Annotated in this window: 11 protein-coding genes; 7 read left to right on the top strand and 4 right to left on the bottom strand. The window is 45.4% G+C overall.

Translation table 11 applies throughout. The annotated features are described in order from the left end of the window. Positions 1–270: 270 nt before the first annotated feature. The 3 genes from fadB (at position 271) to G517_RS17280 (ending at position 4,558) form a co-directional block, all read left to right on the top strand. Positions 271–2,418: a fatty acid oxidation complex subunit alpha FadB gene (gene fadB, locus G517_RS0101095; protein WP_028302856.1), complete on the top strand. Its 2,148-nt coding sequence runs from the start codon at positions 271–273 to the stop codon at positions 2,416–2,418. Positions 2,419–2,506: 88 nt separating this feature from the next. After that, positions 2,507–3,682, top strand: coding sequence for an acetyl-CoA C-acyltransferase FadA (gene fadA / locus G517_RS0101090; protein ID WP_028302855.1), 1,176 nt, complete (start codon positions 2,507–2,509; stop codon positions 3,680–3,682). Positions 3,683–3,988: 306 nt separating this feature from the next. After that, positions 3,989–4,558 (top strand): DUF3124 domain-containing protein, encoded by a 570-nt coding sequence (locus G517_RS17280; protein ID WP_051205814.1) that lies wholly within the window; start codon positions 3,989–3,991, stop codon positions 4,556–4,558. 195 nt (positions 4,559–4,753) lie between these two features. Here G517_RS17280 and G517_RS0101080 read toward each other — a convergent pair whose 3' ends face one another. Both G517_RS0101080 and G517_RS0101075 read right to left on the bottom strand, forming a co-directional pair. Beyond that, the gene (locus tag G517_RS0101080) at positions 4,754–5,455 is read right to left on the bottom strand and encodes a type 1 glutamine amidotransferase (protein WP_028302854.1); all 702 of its coding nucleotides are present in this window, start codon (positions 5,453–5,455) and stop codon (positions 4,754–4,756) included. A gap of 394 nt (positions 5,456–5,849) precedes the next feature. Continuing rightward, entirely contained in the window at positions 5,850–6,092 is a 243-nt protein-coding gene (locus G517_RS0101075; protein ID WP_028302853.1) for a DUF2789 family protein, read from the bottom strand. A gap of 133 nt (positions 6,093–6,225) precedes the next feature. On the opposite strand from G517_RS0101075, the gene G517_RS17275 reads away from it, so the two are divergent. Beyond that, positions 6,226–6,747, top strand: a complete 522-nt coding sequence (locus G517_RS17275; protein WP_051205812.1) for a GIY-YIG nuclease family protein — start codon at positions 6,226–6,228, stop codon at positions 6,745–6,747. A 120-nt stretch (positions 6,748–6,867) separates the two neighbouring features. Here G517_RS17275 and G517_RS17270 read toward each other — a convergent pair whose 3' ends face one another. Continuing rightward, positions 6,868–7,743 (bottom strand): alpha/beta fold hydrolase, encoded by an 876-nt coding sequence (locus G517_RS17270; protein ID WP_084632003.1) that lies wholly within the window; start codon positions 7,741–7,743, stop codon positions 6,868–6,870. Positions 7,744–8,046: 303 nt separating this feature from the next. Here G517_RS17270 and G517_RS0101060 point away from each other — a divergent pair, with 303 nt between their 5' ends. Beyond that, positions 8,047–8,823 (top strand): alpha/beta fold hydrolase, encoded by a 777-nt coding sequence (locus tag G517_RS0101060; protein ID WP_028302852.1) that lies wholly within the window; start codon positions 8,047–8,049, stop codon positions 8,821–8,823. Positions 8,824–8,960: 137 nt separating this feature from the next. On the opposite strand, the gene hmpA is transcribed toward G517_RS0101060, so the two are convergent. Beyond that, a complete protein-coding gene (gene hmpA / locus G517_RS0101055; protein WP_028302851.1) occupies positions 8,961–10,163 on the bottom strand; it encodes an NO-inducible flavohemoprotein in 1,203 nt (400 codons plus the stop codon). Between the two features lie 249 nt (positions 10,164–10,412). Here hmpA and norR point away from each other — a divergent pair, with 249 nt between their 5' ends. Both norR and G517_RS0101045 read left to right on the top strand, forming a co-directional pair. Further along, complete coding sequence (gene norR, locus G517_RS0101050) at positions 10,413–12,191, top strand: nitric oxide reductase transcriptional regulator NorR (RefSeq protein ID WP_051205806.1); 1,779 nt, start codon at positions 10,413–10,415, stop codon at positions 12,189–12,191. A gap of 216 nt (positions 12,192–12,407) precedes the next feature. Continuing rightward, positions 12,408–17,258, top strand: coding sequence for a CHASE domain-containing protein (locus tag G517_RS0101045; RefSeq protein WP_028302849.1), 4,851 nt, complete (start codon positions 12,408–12,410; stop codon positions 17,256–17,258). The last annotated feature ends 4 nt before the right edge of the window (positions 17,259–17,262 follow it).

The following is a 17,262-nucleotide window of genomic DNA, read 5'->3' as shown; positions in this document are numbered from 1 at the left end:
GCTTTAAGGCCAACTAGATGACCCTTAGGTCGCACTAAAACTATCTTTTTAACCGATAAAGGGTTTGACACTGTTGGTTTTTTGACGCATTGTAATTCCATATTCAAACGGTTGTATGAATTATCTGTATGAAACATAGATTGAGAAATTCTCATTCAGATATTTATACGACAGAACAATTGGCTTCGGCGGGCGGCGCGCAATCACAACAATAACGATTTAGCCGCTATGCTGGATGATAGAACTAAGACCCAATGGGGAGAGCAGTGGATGATTTACGCAGGTAAAGCCATCACGGTAAAAGAGATTGAAGGCGGCATTGCTGAACTGACCTTTGATCTACAAGGTGAATCCGTCAATAAGTTTAATCGTATGACGATTCAAGAATTAGATCAGGCCACCCAAGCCTTGGTTAAAGCCGAGGGTGTTACAGGTCTTGTCATTCGTAGCGCCAAACCTTCCTTTATTGTTGGTGCTGATATTACAGAGTTTCACGAAGTATTCGGCCAATCAGAAGAAGAGCTGGTTGCTATGAATATGGCCGTACACGAGATTTTTAACCGTGTAGAAGACCTGCCTTATCCGACGGTGACCGCCATTAATGGCATCGCTTTAGGCGGTGGTTTTGAGATCTGTTTAACGACGGACTATCGTGTTGGTTCGACAGCGGCTCGCGTTGGGTTACCAGAAGTTAAACTGGGTATCATCCCTGGTTGGGGTGGAACGGTTCGCTTGCCTCGTATTATTGGTGCGGATAACTCTTTTGAATGGATCTGTGCTTCAAAAGAGAAGAATGCAGACGCAGCTCTGAAAGAAGGTGCGTTAGATGCCGTAGTTGCGCCAGAAAAACTGGATGCAGCGGCCATCGACCTGATCAAAGAAGCCAATGCAGGCAAGCTAAACTGGAAAGTGAAGCGTCAGGAAAAATTAGAGCCACTGAAGCTCAATATGATCGAATCGATGATGTCTTTCGAAACGGCGAAAGGATTTATCGCAAGTCAAGCTGGCCCTCATTACCCTGCACCGATTGAAGCGATCAAAAGTATTCAAAAAGGCGCTGGTGAAGGCCGTGCTAAAGCCCAAAAAGCTGAAGCAAAAGGCTTTGCTCGCATGGCGCGTACGCCAGTTGCTAGTAGCCTTGTTGGTCTGTTCTTGAATGATCAGCTACTGAAGAAAAAATCAGCCGCTTATGAGAAAGATGCTCAGCCGGTGCATAAAACTGCTGTGTTGGGTGCTGGTATTATGGGTGGTGGTATCGCTTATCAATCGGCGTACAAGGGTACGCCGATTATGGTGAAAGATATTAATGAAGCCGCATTACAGCTGGGTCTGGATGAAGCTAAAAAACTACTGGCCAAACGGGTTGAGCGTAAGCGCATGACCCCTGAACAAATGGCGGATGCCTTGAACTCCATTCGTCCAACCTTGAGCTACGGTGACTTCGGTGACGTGGATCTGGTTGTTGAAGCGGTTGTTGAGAACCCGAAAGTAAAAGGCGCGGTTCTAGCAGAACTGGAAGATCAGGTGTCGGAAGATACCATTTTGACCTCTAATACCTCTACGATCTCTATTACCTCTCTGGCTGAAAATCTGAAACGCCCAGAAAACTTCTGCGGTATGCACTTCTTTAATCCCGTGCACAAAATGCCTTTGGTAGAAGTGATTCGTGGTGAGAAAACCAGTGAGAAAGCGATTGCGGCAACGGTTGCTTACGCTAAGAAAATGGGCAAAACCCCTGTTGTGGTCAATGACTGCCCAGGTTTCTTAGTCAACCGTATTTTGTTCCCATACTTCGGCGGCTTTATGAGCCTGATCGAACATGGTGCCGATTTCCAGCGTGTTGATAAGGTGATGGAGAAGTTTGGCTGGCCAATGGGCCCTGCATACCTGCTGGATGTCGTGGGTATGGATACCGCTGAACATGCCAACAATGTAATGGCTGCAGGCTTCCCTGATCGTATGTCCCGAGAAGGCGAAACCGCGCTGAGCGTTATGTACGGTGCTAAGCGTTTGGGTCAGAAGAATAAACTGGGCTTCTACGCCTATGAAGAAGATCGCAAAGGCCGTGCGAAGAAAGTCGTGGACGAGACGGCTTACGAATTGCTGAAGCCTTTAATTCAGGATACCCGTGAACTGACCGATGAAGCGATTATCGAGCGCATGATGATTCCTCTGTGCATCGAGACGGTACGCTGCCTGGAAGATGGTATTGTTGAAACGGCCTCTGAAGCGGATATGGGCTTGATCTTCGGTATCGGTTTTCCTCCATTCCGTGGTGGTGCACTGCGCTATATCGATAGTATCGGTTTGGATGCTTTCTGTGCGATGGCCGATAAGCACGCCCAGGAACTTGGGCCGCTGTATCAGCCAACAGAAAAGATGCGTGCTATGGCTGCTGAAGGAAAGACATTTTTCTAAGTGCTGCCAATAGACCGAACCGATATCTGGCTGAGTATTCGCTAAGGCGACTCAGCCAGAACCAGAATAAAAAATTTAGGAGATAATCATGAGCTTGAATCCTCGTGATGCAGTAATTGTAGATGGCGCCCGTAGTGCCATGGCGAAAGCAAAGAATGGCGCTTTCCGCAATGTACGTGCTGAAGAACTATCTGCGGCTTTAATGGAAGGTTTATTAGACCGTAACCTAGGGTTAGACCCCGTTGAGATTGATGATATTATTTGGGGTTGTGTTAACCAGACGCTAGAACAAGGCTACGATGTTGCTCGTAACGCTTCGATCCTAACCCGTATTCCGCGTACGGTTCCGGCTCAAACGGTTAACCGTTTGTGTGGTTCCTCAATGTCTGCGCTGCATATTGCTGTTGCCAATATTCAGGCCGGTTTGGGCGATGTGTACATGGTCGGTGGCGTAGAGCATATGGGCCACGTTGACATGATGCACGGTGTTGACGTTAACCCTTCAGCGTCTAAGCATGCCGCAAAAGCTGCCATGATGATGGGCTTAACCGCTGAATTGTTAGGCAAAATGCACGGTGTTAGCCGTGAAGATCAAGATGCTTTAGGTGTACGTTCACACCGCTTAGCTTATGAAGCGGCACAGGCTGGACGTTTTGATAAAGAGATTATCGGTATTGAAGGTCATGATGCTGATGGTTTCCGCAAACTGATCTCATACGATGAAGTTATTCGACCTGAAACCACAATGGAGAGTCTGGGAGCATTGCGCCCAGTATTTGATCCGCGTAACGGTACGGTAACGGCGGGCCAGTCCTCTGCTCTATCGGTAGGTGCATCCGGTATGCTAGTGATGTCTGCTCAACGGGCGCAGGATTTAGGCTTAACACCTATTGCCAAGATTCGCTCCATGGGTGTGGCGGGTTGTGATCCGTCGATTATGGGTTACGGCCCTGTTCCTGCTTCGCAAAAAGCGCTGAAAGCGGCGGGTCTAACCATTGGTGATATTGACTTTGTTGAGCTGAATGAAGCATTTGCTGCACAGGCAATCCCTGTACTGAAAGATCTGCAGTTGCTGGATAAGGTTGACGATAAAGTGAATCTAAACGGCGGTGCAATCGCACTGGGCCACCCTCTGGGTTGTTCCGGTACCCGTATCTCTACCACTTTGCTTAATGTTATGGAGCAGCGCGGTGGAACCCTCGGCTTGGCGACCATGTGTATTGGTATGGGTCAAGGCGTGGCAACAGTATTCGAGCGGTTGTGATCCATTCGCTCGGATTGTCAGGCGTATTGATGTTGCGGTTCATGAGTTAATACGTCAGCCAGATAGTATTTTGCTAATCACCCTTTCATTAAGGACTTATTAGTTAAACGCTAGAGGCACCTGCACACTATTAAACTTCATTCCTGATGCTTGAGCCGCGTCAGTGCTTATTCGAAGTACCGGCCTTTTTCCACGGGGCCGGTTTTTTTATGCCTGAAATAAAGCGACTGATAGGCTAGTAGCTTGAGTGCTAGATTCATCTAGAGTCGGTATACTCGATTTTTCACAAGCATAAAGGAGGCTGTTATGGATGAGCGAGTAAGGTTGGGTTCGCAACGATTAGTCTTGAAGGCTAAGGTGCTGACATGCTTACTGTTAATGGGTTTAGCATTGTTCGCCGTTTCTTTACCGGCCCACAGTGAGCTAGCCCGTAAAAGTCCCGGTAAGGGCGTGCATTTTTATTCGGTGCAGCCAGAAGATGTTAAGGCCAGTCGAGATTGCTCTGTGTATGTGCCTGCGTATTCTCATATTTACCTATCAGAAAACTCTCAGGTACCGTTAGCTGTAACGCTTAGTGTTCGTAATATTAATCCTGATAAACGACTTATTATTAAAGCGGTTGATTACTTTAATACCACGGGGCAAAAAGTGGACAGCTTAATTAAAGGTTGGTTTGCATTGGCTCCAATGGCAACGGCTTCCTTTGTGATTGAACAGCAGGATTTAAGCGGTGGGGCAGGCGCTAATTTTATTGTGCAGTGGGCTACGGATGATGATGCTCAAGAGCCGTTGATTGAAGCGGTGATGGCAGGGTACCGAGGTACTAAGGGGCTTAGCTTTTCATCGCGCAGTGTTAAGCTGCGGCCTTGTCTGTAGGGTTCTCTATTGCCTGTTAATATTCTGGTAATAGGAAACGTCCGTGGCAATAGAAATACCCGTGGCAGTATAAATACCTATAATAGCAGCCGGCACGGCCTTAACGCTGTGCCGGTAGGTATCATGGCCGTTTGGTTTGATAGATCTTAGGCCTATATTGCGTCGCGGCCAGTATGATAGCAGTTAAAAGGCTACTCAACTTACGGCTACTTCAAGCTGGGTTAGCATATAGCCCATAATCTGCTCCATACGCTGGTTCGCTTCTGCAAATAGCTCTAGATCAAGTAGCATCGCTTCAACGGGTTGGATATGTGGGCCCCCTTCCTTGGCCTCATGCTCGCAGGCATCAATTAACTCGCGCGCTGCATCTGGCGTTGTTTCAAGGTGGAACTGAAGGCCTACCACGCGATCTTGGTAGATAAAGCCCTGTTGCTCACAGCCTTCGCTGTGGCCAATAGGTGTAGCGCCTTTTGGTAAGGTGAAGGTGTCGCCATGCCAGTGAAAGGCTTGAAATTGCTGGGGTAAGCCTAAAACCATCGCATTCGGGGTAGCTGTAATCGGAAACCAGCCGATCTCTCTATTCTGGTTTTTACTGATGCTAGCACCAAGTACCCGAGCAATAAGCTGAGAACCAAGGCAGATGCCAAGTAGCATTTTTTCTTGCTGAATAGCCTCACGAATAAACTGCTTTTCAGCTTTTAGCCAGTCAATATTAAAGTCATCGTTGGCACTCATAGGGCCACCAAGAATGAGTAGAAGATCATAGCTATCGTGAGACGGCAGAGAATCACCCTTATAGAAGTGGGTGCTAGAATAAGAGTGACCCTTTTTTTCTGCCCAACGGGCAATGCTTCCTAGGCCTTCGTAAGGAACATGCTGAAACACATGTATTCGCATTTAATGATGCCTCATTTTCTGGAAATTTGTGATCGATAGAGGGCTGTAGAGCTCATGTTGCTTGAGATAAGCATTTTAGCTGTTTGTTTTTTTATCGATTATTTTTTTAAGTAGCCTACCTGATTGCTGTTCTGGGGAAAAGCTTAAACGCGAGTAAATAGTGTTGGTATATAGAGTGGGGTAGGATTTTTAGACTAAAAAAGAGAGGCGGGCTTATGTTAGCGGGCCAAGACGGCAGGGCGAATGAAATGATAGACAAATAGCGATGCCAGTAAAACCCAGCCGGCAATCGTATTGCGTAACAAAATATGTGTTGATGGCTGGGTTTTTGTATCATTTTATGGGTTGTGTAACTTAAAACGGATAGCTTAAGTTATAGTCTATCCCAGCGTAGCTAGTTAACAACTTCAGTTAGTGCTGCGTGTAGCGTATCAATAACTTCTGTCCAATCGGAGTCTTCATCTAACCCTTGGGCTAAAAAGGCTGCTTGAGCATCATTAAAGCAACTGGATTCGTAAATAGGCTGGTCTGGGGGGGTTGGGGCGTTGTCCTTGATAAACTGTTGAATGGACGCATCGTCGCTAGGGAGTCCAAGCTGATCAAATAGGTTTTTCAGATTGTGGGTAGAAAGATCCATGATCTGCCTCCTTAAAAACATCATTAAATAAAACGTACGAATAAATAAAAAATACTGCTGATTGGCCTACAACAACATAATTAAGCCTACACCAGTATAGGAATATATCTAAAAAAACGCTAACAGGGATCCTATGAAAAAAATAAAAGACCTGTCACGACTCGATATTGCTGAATTAACCCGTCAGCTATCAAAAGAAAAAGGTACGTATTTGCTCTTTTTCGAGATGAGAAAACCTCAAACTATTCGTGTGGGGAAGTTATCTGAGACTCATTTTTTACCGGGCTTCTACGCCTATGTGGGTAGCGCCTTTGGCCCTGGAGGTCTACATGCACGTTTAAGGCATCACTTAAATATCAGTGAACGGAATCATTGGCATTTAGACTATGTTCGGCCAGCGATGCACTTTGTTAGTTTATGGCTTACTGAAGACAAGGAGTGTCGTGAGCATGATTGGGCTGCGGCATTAGATGCTATGCCTAATAGTCAGTTACCTGTTAAGGATATGGGCGCGACAGACTGCCAGTGTTCAGGTCATTTTTTCTACTTTGAACAACTTCCAAGCCTTTGTGAATTCCGTAAAATGCTTAGAAACCGAGGCGCGCTGGATGCGCCCGTGCAGGTGATTAGGCGCTACGAGGAAGAAGCCGCTTAATTGTTAACAGAAGAAAAATAGTGCTAACACCTAAAAAGCACTAACACCTAAAGCCCACTAACACCTAAAGCCCACCCTAATGATTGATGTGATTGTTAGGGCGGGGTTCATTAAGAGAAGTTAAGCCGATAGCGACTCTTCTTTAGCTAAAAGTTCAGCTAAGGCTGTAACAACAACACCAGCGGCATCTTTCCAGTTATGATCAAGCATAACGCCATGACCTGAGTTCACCCAGTAAGGTTTACAGCCGTAAGTCGCAGCGGTCAGTGAGACCGTCATTCTAGGCACTAACTTATCTTGAGTTGCACCGATAACCGCGATAGGCGTTTTGCTCACTTCAAAGGGGTTAGGCAGGTCTCTCCAGCTCATATCCCAGATGAGTTGCTGGGATTCTGGCACCATATGCAGCAACCATTTCTCAAGTTTCTGTTGTTCAACTGGGCCTGAGAACATATAGCGTTGTAACTGCCCCGTGGTGGCAAGTTCGGGCATCATATAAGTATGCGACATCTCTAAAGCGGTAACGGGATTGCTCCAGAGACTTTGGATTGATAAAGGCATCATGCCTTGGGGCGGGATGCTGCATAGCAGCACGGCACCGCGGCCAATATGCTGACTTAAAAAGCGTTGAACAACCATGCCGCCCATTGAGTGGCCGACTAATAAAGGTGGTTGTTTGTGGTTTTGTTCGATGGCCTGAATAGCGTCTTTAAGGTCTTCGGTATAATCCTTAAGGCTATATTGTCCTGTTGGATCGGGGGAAGAGGAGTTGCCATGACCGCGTAAACTAACGGAATAAGCATGGTATCCATGTTGGGCGAACCAATCTAAAAAGTGTTCTTCCCAGATCCAAGCTCCACTGAAAATCCCATGAACAAAAAGCACCGGAACTGCATCCGGCTGTTTGGCGAGGCGATAAATCAATTCTAATCGAGCAATACTCATACTGTGCACTCCTGTGACGACTGTAGAGAAGCCATTTTTGTTATTTTCCATTTGGCTTAATCACCTTACATAAACAGGATATTCTTTTGCAAGAAGCCTGCAGGCGCAAGTCAAAAAAAGGCATGATATAAAACAAAAAGACTTCAAATGCTGTGGTGCAGTATAGCGCGTTTGCGTGTCTCTTTTGCGACAGCTTTTACGGCAAAAGCATAAGATTGATGGCAAAGGGTTAGGTTTTGTAAATAAGCGTCTGATTTTTATAGCAAGCTGGATGCATACGCTGAGGCATTGCATAATGCACGAAGGGTTCTAATCTTTTTGATTGGTCACGCTTAATTCTTTACGAGGTGCTGTGTGCTATCCACTACAGAGCTTTATTTTACCGAGCAGGGTGAAGGCTTTCCGCTGCTGATTATTCACGGCCTGTTTGGCTCTGCAGATAACTGGCGTACGCTATCGAAGAAGTTTGCAGAGCATTACCGAGTTATTGCTTTAGACCTGCGCAATCACGGTCGGTCGCCGCATGTTGACGGTATGAGTTATCCCGATATGGCTGCCGATGTACTTGCCTTAATGGATCGTCTAGCCATTGAGAAAGCTCATGTGCTAGGGCATTCGATGGGTGGGAAGGTCGCCATGCAGCTGGCGCTAAATTATCCTGGTCGTGTCGAAAAGCTGGTGGTGGCTGATATTGCCCCTGTTGCCTATGGGCATGACCATGATGAGGTGCTTTCTGCACTTTATGCGGTGCGCAATGCCGGTGGTGCGGTGAGTCGAAAAGACGCGGATCAGCTAATGGCGGAGCACCTTGATACGTTAGGCGTGCGCCAGTTCCTGAGTACCAATTTAGAGAAAAAAGCCGATGGTAAGCTAGGTTGGCGAATGGGGTTGGATCAGATTAAAGCCGGCTATGATAGCGTGATGAAAGCACCTGAAGGGCCAGTATTTAATCAGGCTGCACTTTTTATTCGTGGTGAGCTTTCCCATTATGTCCTACCCCAACATCAAGGGCAGATTCAGGCTCTATTTCCGTATCACCAAAGCGTCACTTTAGCGGGATGCGGTCATTGGCTGCACGCAGAAAAGCCGTTAGAGTTCTTCGCTGCAGTTCAAGCGTTTCTGGATTCTTGATCTTCAAGTGCCTTGTCTTCAAATACCCTGTTTTAAAGTGCTAGGGAGAATCAAAAAGTGCAAAGAAAGCCCTAAGCCGTGTTGCTTAGCGCTTTCTCGCTATTCTCGCTATTCTATGTTCTTATCCCTATCGCCTGTTACAGGTCTGAATGGGGGCCAAAAACTTCGTAGTGAATACGCGAATCCGCAACCCCTAGCTCAAGCAGTTGAGCTTTTATAAATCCCATAAAACCAACTGGGCCACATAGATAAAAGTCCGCGTCAGCAACAGGTAAAGCATCTCCCAGCTCAGCTAACTGCATCAGGCCTGTATGACGTTGGCCTGCGGAAAGGGGCGCATCCGTCTCTGATACGTGATTGTACCAAGTGTGGGCGGATAGGTTTAAATTAGCGCTTAATGCTTTTATTCTTTGGTCAAACGAGTGTTGTGCTTGATTCTCACAGGCGTGTAAGTAAGTTACCCCATGGGTATAATGTGCCTTAGCCAGCGTTTCCAGCGTGGCCATCATGGGTGTAAGCCCTACGCCTGCTGAAATTAATACAACGGGCTTGTTACGATCCTCAAAGAAAAAGTCACCGGCTGGAGTAAATAACTCTACTTCATCGTTCACCTGTAATTCATCGTGCAGATAGTTAGAAACCAATCCGTCAATATCGCCCTGTTCCCGCTTTACAGAAATACGATAGGTTTTACCGTTAGGGGCATCTGATAGGGAATATTGGCGAATTTCTTGATATTCGGAGCGGCTCGGTTGCACGCGAATACCCAGATATTGTCCTGGACGATAAGACGCTACAGGCTGTTGATCAATAGGGGCAAAAACCAAGCTTTGTACCTGCTCAGACTCTTGTTTTTTCTCTAGCAAACGGAAGCGACGAGCACCTTCCCAGCCGCCAGTGCTTGCCATATTTTTTTGATAAATTTCCGCTTCGCGCTGGATAAATATATTAGCTAACTGTTGGTACGCCGCAACCCATGCCTCCTCAACCTCAGTGGTAAAGGCGTCTGGTGCAAGCTCTTTTAGCGTATGAATGAGGTGATGGCCCACAATGGCGTACTGGTCAGGCTGAATGTTGAAGCTGGTGTGCTTTTGAGCAATGCGCTCCACCGCTGCCTGTAATACCGGTAGGTTGTCGATGTGTTGGGCGTAAGCTGCAACGGCATTAAAAAGAGCAACGGATTGGCGGCCTGAGCTTTGATGGCTCATATTAAAGATATGTTTCAGTTCAGGATTATGACTGAACATCCGCTGATAAAAGTGTTCTGTGATTTTGCTGCCAGCGCTTTCAAGTAGTGGAATAGTGCTTTTTACAATCGTGATGTGAGATGTTGTCAGCATGGTAAGCCCTTAAAATATCAGTCTTTTTTGAGTCTTTAAACTCTTTCAAATATATCAACGACGACAGGGTTGCAGCGTATATGCCATATTTTATTTTTTGTTGTAAATCATATAGTTATGGTTGTTTTTCTGTTTTTTATGATTTATAGAGTCATTATGACTGTATTAAAAAAGTGTCTTAATGACACTTGTGCTGTTAAAAGACTTTTTGTTTTCTACTATGTTTTGATTCACTAAGGCGCGGCTTGTATGTCACCACTACCATTATCTTCAGCATCTTCCCAACGATCTTCACAGGTATCTTCTTCGTTATCTCAAAGCGCGTTACTGCAATTTGCGATTGATATGGCTGATAGCTTGAGTGCACAAGACAGGTTTAATCGACTGCTTAATACGGTGCGTGGCAGCATCCCTTGTGATGCGGTGGTGCTGTTACAGCGAACAGGGTCGGAGCTAAAGCCTCTCGCGCAAAAGGGGTTGGGGGCGGATGCCCTAGGGCGACGTTTTGAAATTAGCTCACATCCTCGTTTTGATGCTATTTGCTCCGCATCGGCTCCTGTGCGGTTTCAGCAAACGTGTGGTTTGCCAGATCCCTATGACGGCATGTTAAAGGGCTTTTCTGGAGATCTTCCTGTACATGCCTGTATGGGGCTGCCATTACTTTCTGATAATCGCTTAATTGGCGTATTAACGTTGGATAGTATGACTCCTGGTATTTTTGATGATATTCCTGAGCATACGTTAGAAGTCATCAGCGCTATGGCTGCGGCCAGTTTAAAAACCGCCATGCTACTTCAACATCTTGAAGATGACTCTACCCATAGGCGTAATGTTATTTGTGAGCTAACCCAAGAAGCACTGACCAAGGATGGCGGTGAACTGATGGGGGAAAGTGAAGTAATGAAAGCCTTAAAGCGCGAGCTGGCGTTGGTGGCTCCATCGGATTATGCGGTTCTAATCGAAGGTGAAACCGGTGTTGGTAAAGAGTTAGTCGCCCGTACATTGCATGGACAATCACGGCGTGCCAAAGGACCCCTTGTTTATGTTAATTGTGCGGCGATGCCTGAAAACTTGGTTGAAAGCGAACTGTTTGGGCATGTAAAAGGGGCTTTTACCGGTGCTGATCGAAACCGTGAAGGTAAATTTGGCCTGGCTGATGGCGGTACATTATTTCTAGATGAGATTGGAGAACTACCCTTGGCAGCGCAAAGTAAGTTGCTGCGAGTACTACAAAGCCAAGAGATTCAGCCGGTGGGCCAAGATCAAATTTCTCAGGTTGATGTGCGGGTTATTGCGGCCACTAATCGTGTTTTGCAAAAAGAAGTCGCTCAAAAACGATTTCGAGCCGATCTGTATCATCGCTTAAGTGTGTACCCTGTGACGGTTCCCCCATTAAGAGCGCGGGATGGTGATGTGGCGCTACTTGCGGGGTATTTTTTGGAATTATCGCGGCGTAAATTAGGATTACAGCAGTTGCTGCTGGAGGATAACGCTCGGCAGGTGCTTGAACGTTATAACTGGCCGGGTAACGTGCGTGAGCTAGAACATGTGATAGGCCGTGCAGCGCTCATCGCTAATGCGGAATCAATGCCAAGCGTAACGGCCAATCTTGAAGAGAAAAAGAAATATGCTTTAAAAGCTCGCACCGCTTGTATCGAGTGCCGGCACCTCGGGGATATTGCCGCTGATAGCATTCTAACCAGTCGCACTCTGATCAACCGTCCCTTAGTCAATAACTCCTCAGTAGACTATGCTACTTCTGATCAGGTATTGATGTCTGGTCTAACAAGCAAACCAAAAACAGTTCAGGGCTTGGGCTTTACGGAAAACAATCCATCATTTGCAGTGGGGTATAGCTTAAAGCAGATGACGGAAACCTATCAAAGAAATATTTTGATGCAGTATTTGGAAAAAGAGCATGGAAACTGGGCCGCTACTGCCCGTTTGCTGGGTATGGATCGCGCAAATTTAATGCGTTTGGCAAAACGTTTAGATATTCAGGTGATAAAAAAAATTGATCGACGTTAAAAGGTGTACAAAAAAAGATTCTAAAATTAATAGGGATTGGTGAACGGTTGCTGAACATAGCCAATAAAGATACTTATTATAGGTTGTATTGTCTTGATTGATGGCATACTCGTTAGAACTCATACTCATTAAAAACTATAGCAGCACTGGCATAAGTATTAAGGTGTTACTTCTTCGGGTCAATTTCGGCAAGTGAAGCTAAGGGTGGCTACCAGAATGCATTATAAAAACTTTCTAAAACCTGGTGCCTTTACTTGTTGGCCTCCGCTATTAGCGGGTGTGTTGATTACATTTTTAACGGCATGGGCTCTCAATTATCAAAATGAGTACCAAGTAAGGAGCTACACAAATGGCCTTGCCGATAAAGCAGAGACGCTCATCGAGCAGCGTTTCCAACATTTTGAGTATGGCCTGCGTGGGGCGAGAGGTGCTGTTATTGCAACGGGTGTTAACAATATCACTCGAAAGCAATTTGAGCGCTACAGTAATAGCCGTGATGTGGCGTATGAATTTCCAGGAGCGCTTGGCTTTGGTTTTATTCGACGAGTCCCTGTAGAGCAAGAACCCTCTTTTATTGCCCATGCCCGCGAAGATGACGCCCCTAATTTTAGCATAAGAACCTTAATACCCCATGATAAAGACCGGTTTGTTATTCAATATATCTATCCAGTGGATAAAAATAGACAAGCGATTGGACTGGATGTCGGGTCGGAAACTAACCGGCGTTTAGCGGCTATATTGGCGGCTAAAAATGATAAGCCATATCTAACGGCCCCTATTACACTTGTTCAGGTCAATAAAAAGCCTCGGAAGGGTGCTCTGGTATTATTTCCTATCTATTCTGAGAATATGCCACTTGATAGCCCAGAAGCCCGTGAAAACGCTGTGATCGGCTGGTCTTATGCACCGTTAGTCATTGATGATGTTTTAGCTGATATTAAGGACTTGACCGATCAAGCCTCCGTCGCATTAACGAATATGACAGAAAGTGAGCCTTTCTATCACTCAAAAGATATTGATATCTCTGATCTATTAAAAGAACAAGCCGCAAAAGAAAGGGTAGCACGCAATATCTTTGTGTTAGGCCAGCACTGGAAAATGGAATTGATCCCCTCAATCCAAGAAATAGATAGAGTGCGATCTTGGCCTATAGGTTGGGTCATCATCTTTGGCTTAGGGCTGACGCTATGCAGTTTCTTTATTATAAGCGTCTTGCGTACCCATCCTTTCAGAGAAGACCAAGAGGGTGACATTCACCAGCTGAGCCTTCAAAGCATATTTGCTTTTTTGAAAACCCCTCAATTTAAACAACCCTATCCTTTTGTGCTGCTGATGATTTTTCTTATTTTTGTGGTCTCCAGTGGGTTGATTTTACGAGGCCATCTGCAAGAGGTGAGTCATAATCTTTTAAAAACAAAACGCTCAACCCTGTCAATACTAGATACCGAAGCTGAACGGTATCGTCGTGACACCCTCTTTCTCGCCAATACGCCGCCAATACGTGCTCTAGAAAAGTTATATTTTGACGATCCTCACTTAGAAAAAAATGAGGCTCAATTAAAGCAGTGGAATGAACGATTAGCCGACATTCTTAAGACATATATGTTGTCCAAAAGAGATGTGTATCAAGTTCGTTTTATTGGGGCGGTTAATGATTGGCGAGAAGTGGTCAAAGTACAGCGTTTTGGTGAGGTACCCGAGGTCTTCAGTGATCAGCTGCTTCAGTCTAAAGAAAATGAGCCATACATTAGCCAAACTCTTCACGTTGGGGCCGATAATGTCTTCGAATCAGATATCAATCTGAACCGTGAATTTGGGAAAATAGAACAACCTAGCCGACCTGTTTGGCGTTTTTCCACACCTTTGTTTCATTCTGATGGCCGTCCTTTCGGCATTATTATTGTCAACGTTAGTGCTGACCACTTCCTCAAAGCCCTTGCTAAGAGCGTTGCCAAAGAAACTCAGCTGTATATCACCAATAAAGAGGGCGATTTTTTACTTCATCCTAATGCCTCAAGAGCCTTCACCTTTGAGTATGGCAACCCTAACCGTTGGCAGGATGCGTTTACCCCGACAACGTTATTTTATGGTCTAAGTTCTTTCAAATTAATGAGCTATCAAGGCGAGCAGGGCAATGTTTTTGTAGAGCAATGCATTTTTCCTCTTAGTGGGGGTGTTGATCTGAATGGAAATACCGATGAACGATTTTTGAGAATTTACAGCACAGCGTCTCAATTTTTGATCATTAGGCAAATAGTCGTTGAAATAGGCGGTGTTACGGTTGTTCTTTTATTAATAGCTCTAACGGGGTTCACTATTCAGTACTGGGTATGGTTAAGAGAAAAAATACGTCAAAGAAATGTGTTGAACGCACAGATAGAAGATCAGAGAAACAAAGAGATGGGGCGGTTTAAGGGGCTATTGGAATCCGCTCCTGATGCGACCTTTGTGGTTAATGAAGCCGGGATTATCCAGATTGTTAATGCACAAGCGGAACGTATGTTTGGGTATGACCGTCTTGAGTTAGAAGGGGGGTCAATCCATAAATTACTTCCCACCCACTTTAGTAATACCTATGAAGCGCAGATACTCAACTGCATACGCCAGCCTGGAGCAACGAGTACAGCAAGTAATAAAGAGCTTCTTGCATTACGAGCTGATGGGTGTGAGTTCCCTATAGAAATCAGCCTAAGTGCGATCAATTTGGATGACACGATACTGGTGTCTGTCTCGGTTCGGGATGTCACCGAAAGGCTTATCATTGATGAAAAGCTACGTACAGCGCTACATGACGCTGAGCTTGCGACTGAGGCTAAAAGTGCATTTTTGGCGAATACAAGCCATGAAATTCGAACGCCTCTCAATGCTATTATTGGCTTGGGTTATTTATTAGCTGAAGAACAACTGACCGAGGAGCAGCATCAGTTAGTTGCCAAGATTCAGATATCAGGTAAGTCGTTACTAGGGATTGTTAACGATGTACTGGATCTTTCGAAAATAGAAGCGAATGAAATGGAGCTTGAAATACAGCCTGTTGAGCTGCGGGAACTCTTTGAAGAAGTGTTTAGTGTCTTTTCTGTTCAGGCGGAAGCAAAGCATCTAGAGTTCAACTTTGAGTTAGACCCTCAACTGCCTTCCTGGGTTGTTACGGATAGTGTTAGATTACGCCAGATTCTAGCCAACTTACTCAGTAATGCTCTTAAATTTACCACCATTGGCAAAATTTCGTTTCAAGCCGAAGTGCTGACGGGGTCAGACGCGATGCTTGATGGAAAAGAGTTACCGGAAGACCATATAGCGGTTCGTTTAACGGTTGAAGATACAGGCATTGGTATTTCACCCAAAGCCCAAGTTCGTTTGTTTAAACCTTTCACTCAGGCTGATTCGAGCACGACACGGCGATTTGGTGGCACAGGTCTAGGGTTATCCATCGTACATCAATTGATTGAACTAATGGAGGGTAAAATTGGTGTTGAAAGTACTGAGGATATTGGCAGTAAATTTTGGGTAGATTTACCTTTTAGGGTTCAAACTTCTGACGAAGCCGCCGCGCAAGATAACCAAAACCAAGCTCTTTTTGTACTGATCGCGGAAGATAATCCAGCCGATACCATACAGCTCCAGAAAATGACGCGAGCCCTCGGTTGGCGGTCTGAAGTTGTTAGTAATGGCGATGAACTCGTTAAAGCCTATATGGCTCGCCAAGATAATAAATTGCGTCCGCCAGATGCCATGATTGTGGATTGGCAGATGCCTTTAATGAATGGCCTAGACGCTATTAATGCCCTAGCCCATCAAATTGGGCGTGAGAATTTACCTGCGGTATTAATGGTATCAGCCCATGATAAGGAGAGTATCACGACCTATACGCCAGAAAATTTAGTTAATAGCTTTCTGATGAAGCCTATTAACGCCTCAGCACTGTTTAATGCGATTAATGACATTGTGACATTAAATACAGGTAACGCTAAGCGGGTACTACAATCGACTCGTACCGAAGCTATTGGCGTAAAATGGCTGCCTGATATGAGAGTGCTTGTGGTGGATGATAGCCCCACCAATCTTGTTGTTGTTGGGCATATTCTGGAGCATAACGGCGCGATCGTGCAAACGGCAAATAGTGGGGAAGAAGCCCTGCTTTTATTGGAAGAAACTTCCAATGACTATGATGCGGTCTTGATGGATGTGCAGATGCCGGGGATCGATGGTCTTGAGACAACTCAGCGCATTCGTCATAACCTAGGGCTGGCATCATTGCCTATTATTGCACTCACCGCTGGGGCGCTGTTGGAAGAAAAAAATCGTGCCTTGGAAGCCGGTATGAATGATTTCCTGACGAAACCTATCAATCCTTCAAAACTTATTAATGTATTGCGCATGTTAGTTGAGGCTTATCGGGGAGAAGATATATCGATAGAGTCGCTCAAGCCTCATTCCTCTGAACAGAATGCATGGCCCGTCATTACGGGGTTAAATATTGATAAAGCTAAAAGCTTGTTACTTGACGATAAGCAACTCTTTTTAAATACATTGAATGGGTTGTTGATAGAACATGCTAACTTAATTGCATTGCCTGAAATTGATATTGATGCCCCTGAATCGGTTTCTGTACGGCTGCAAATTGCCTCTCAGGTTCATAAGTTAAGAAGTGTTTCTGGCATGGTTGGTGCTGAGGAAATACAACAACTTGCTTCAGAAGCTGAAAAAAGATTGCGAACAGAACATGAAGCGGTAAAAGATATATTGACCGCCCTTTCTCTTGCGATACAAGCATTACAGCAGGCCAGCGTTGGAGTGCTCGAATCATGGAGAAAAGAGAAGTTTGGCGCTTCAATGTTTAAAGAAAATGCACCTTTGCTCCAACTAGAAACAGTACAACATATTTTGACACTACTGGCAGAACAAGACTTGGGCGCTTTGGAAGAGGTGGATAAGTACAGTGCCTCATTCAGTGATGCCCTGGGGGAAGAGCGCTTTCAACAACTTCAAGAGAGCTTAGCAAGACTTGATTATAAAGAAGTCATCGCCTTGCTTGACTCTCTTAAAAAGACCCTTCGGACGGCATAACGGT

Source organism: Oceanospirillum maris DSM 6286 (assembly GCF_000422865.1).
GTDB lineage: Bacteria > Pseudomonadota > Gammaproteobacteria > Pseudomonadales > Halomonadaceae > Oceanospirillum > Oceanospirillum maris.
Note: the sequence above shows the minus strand (reverse complement) of the source record. Positions and strands in the feature narration are given on the sequence as shown.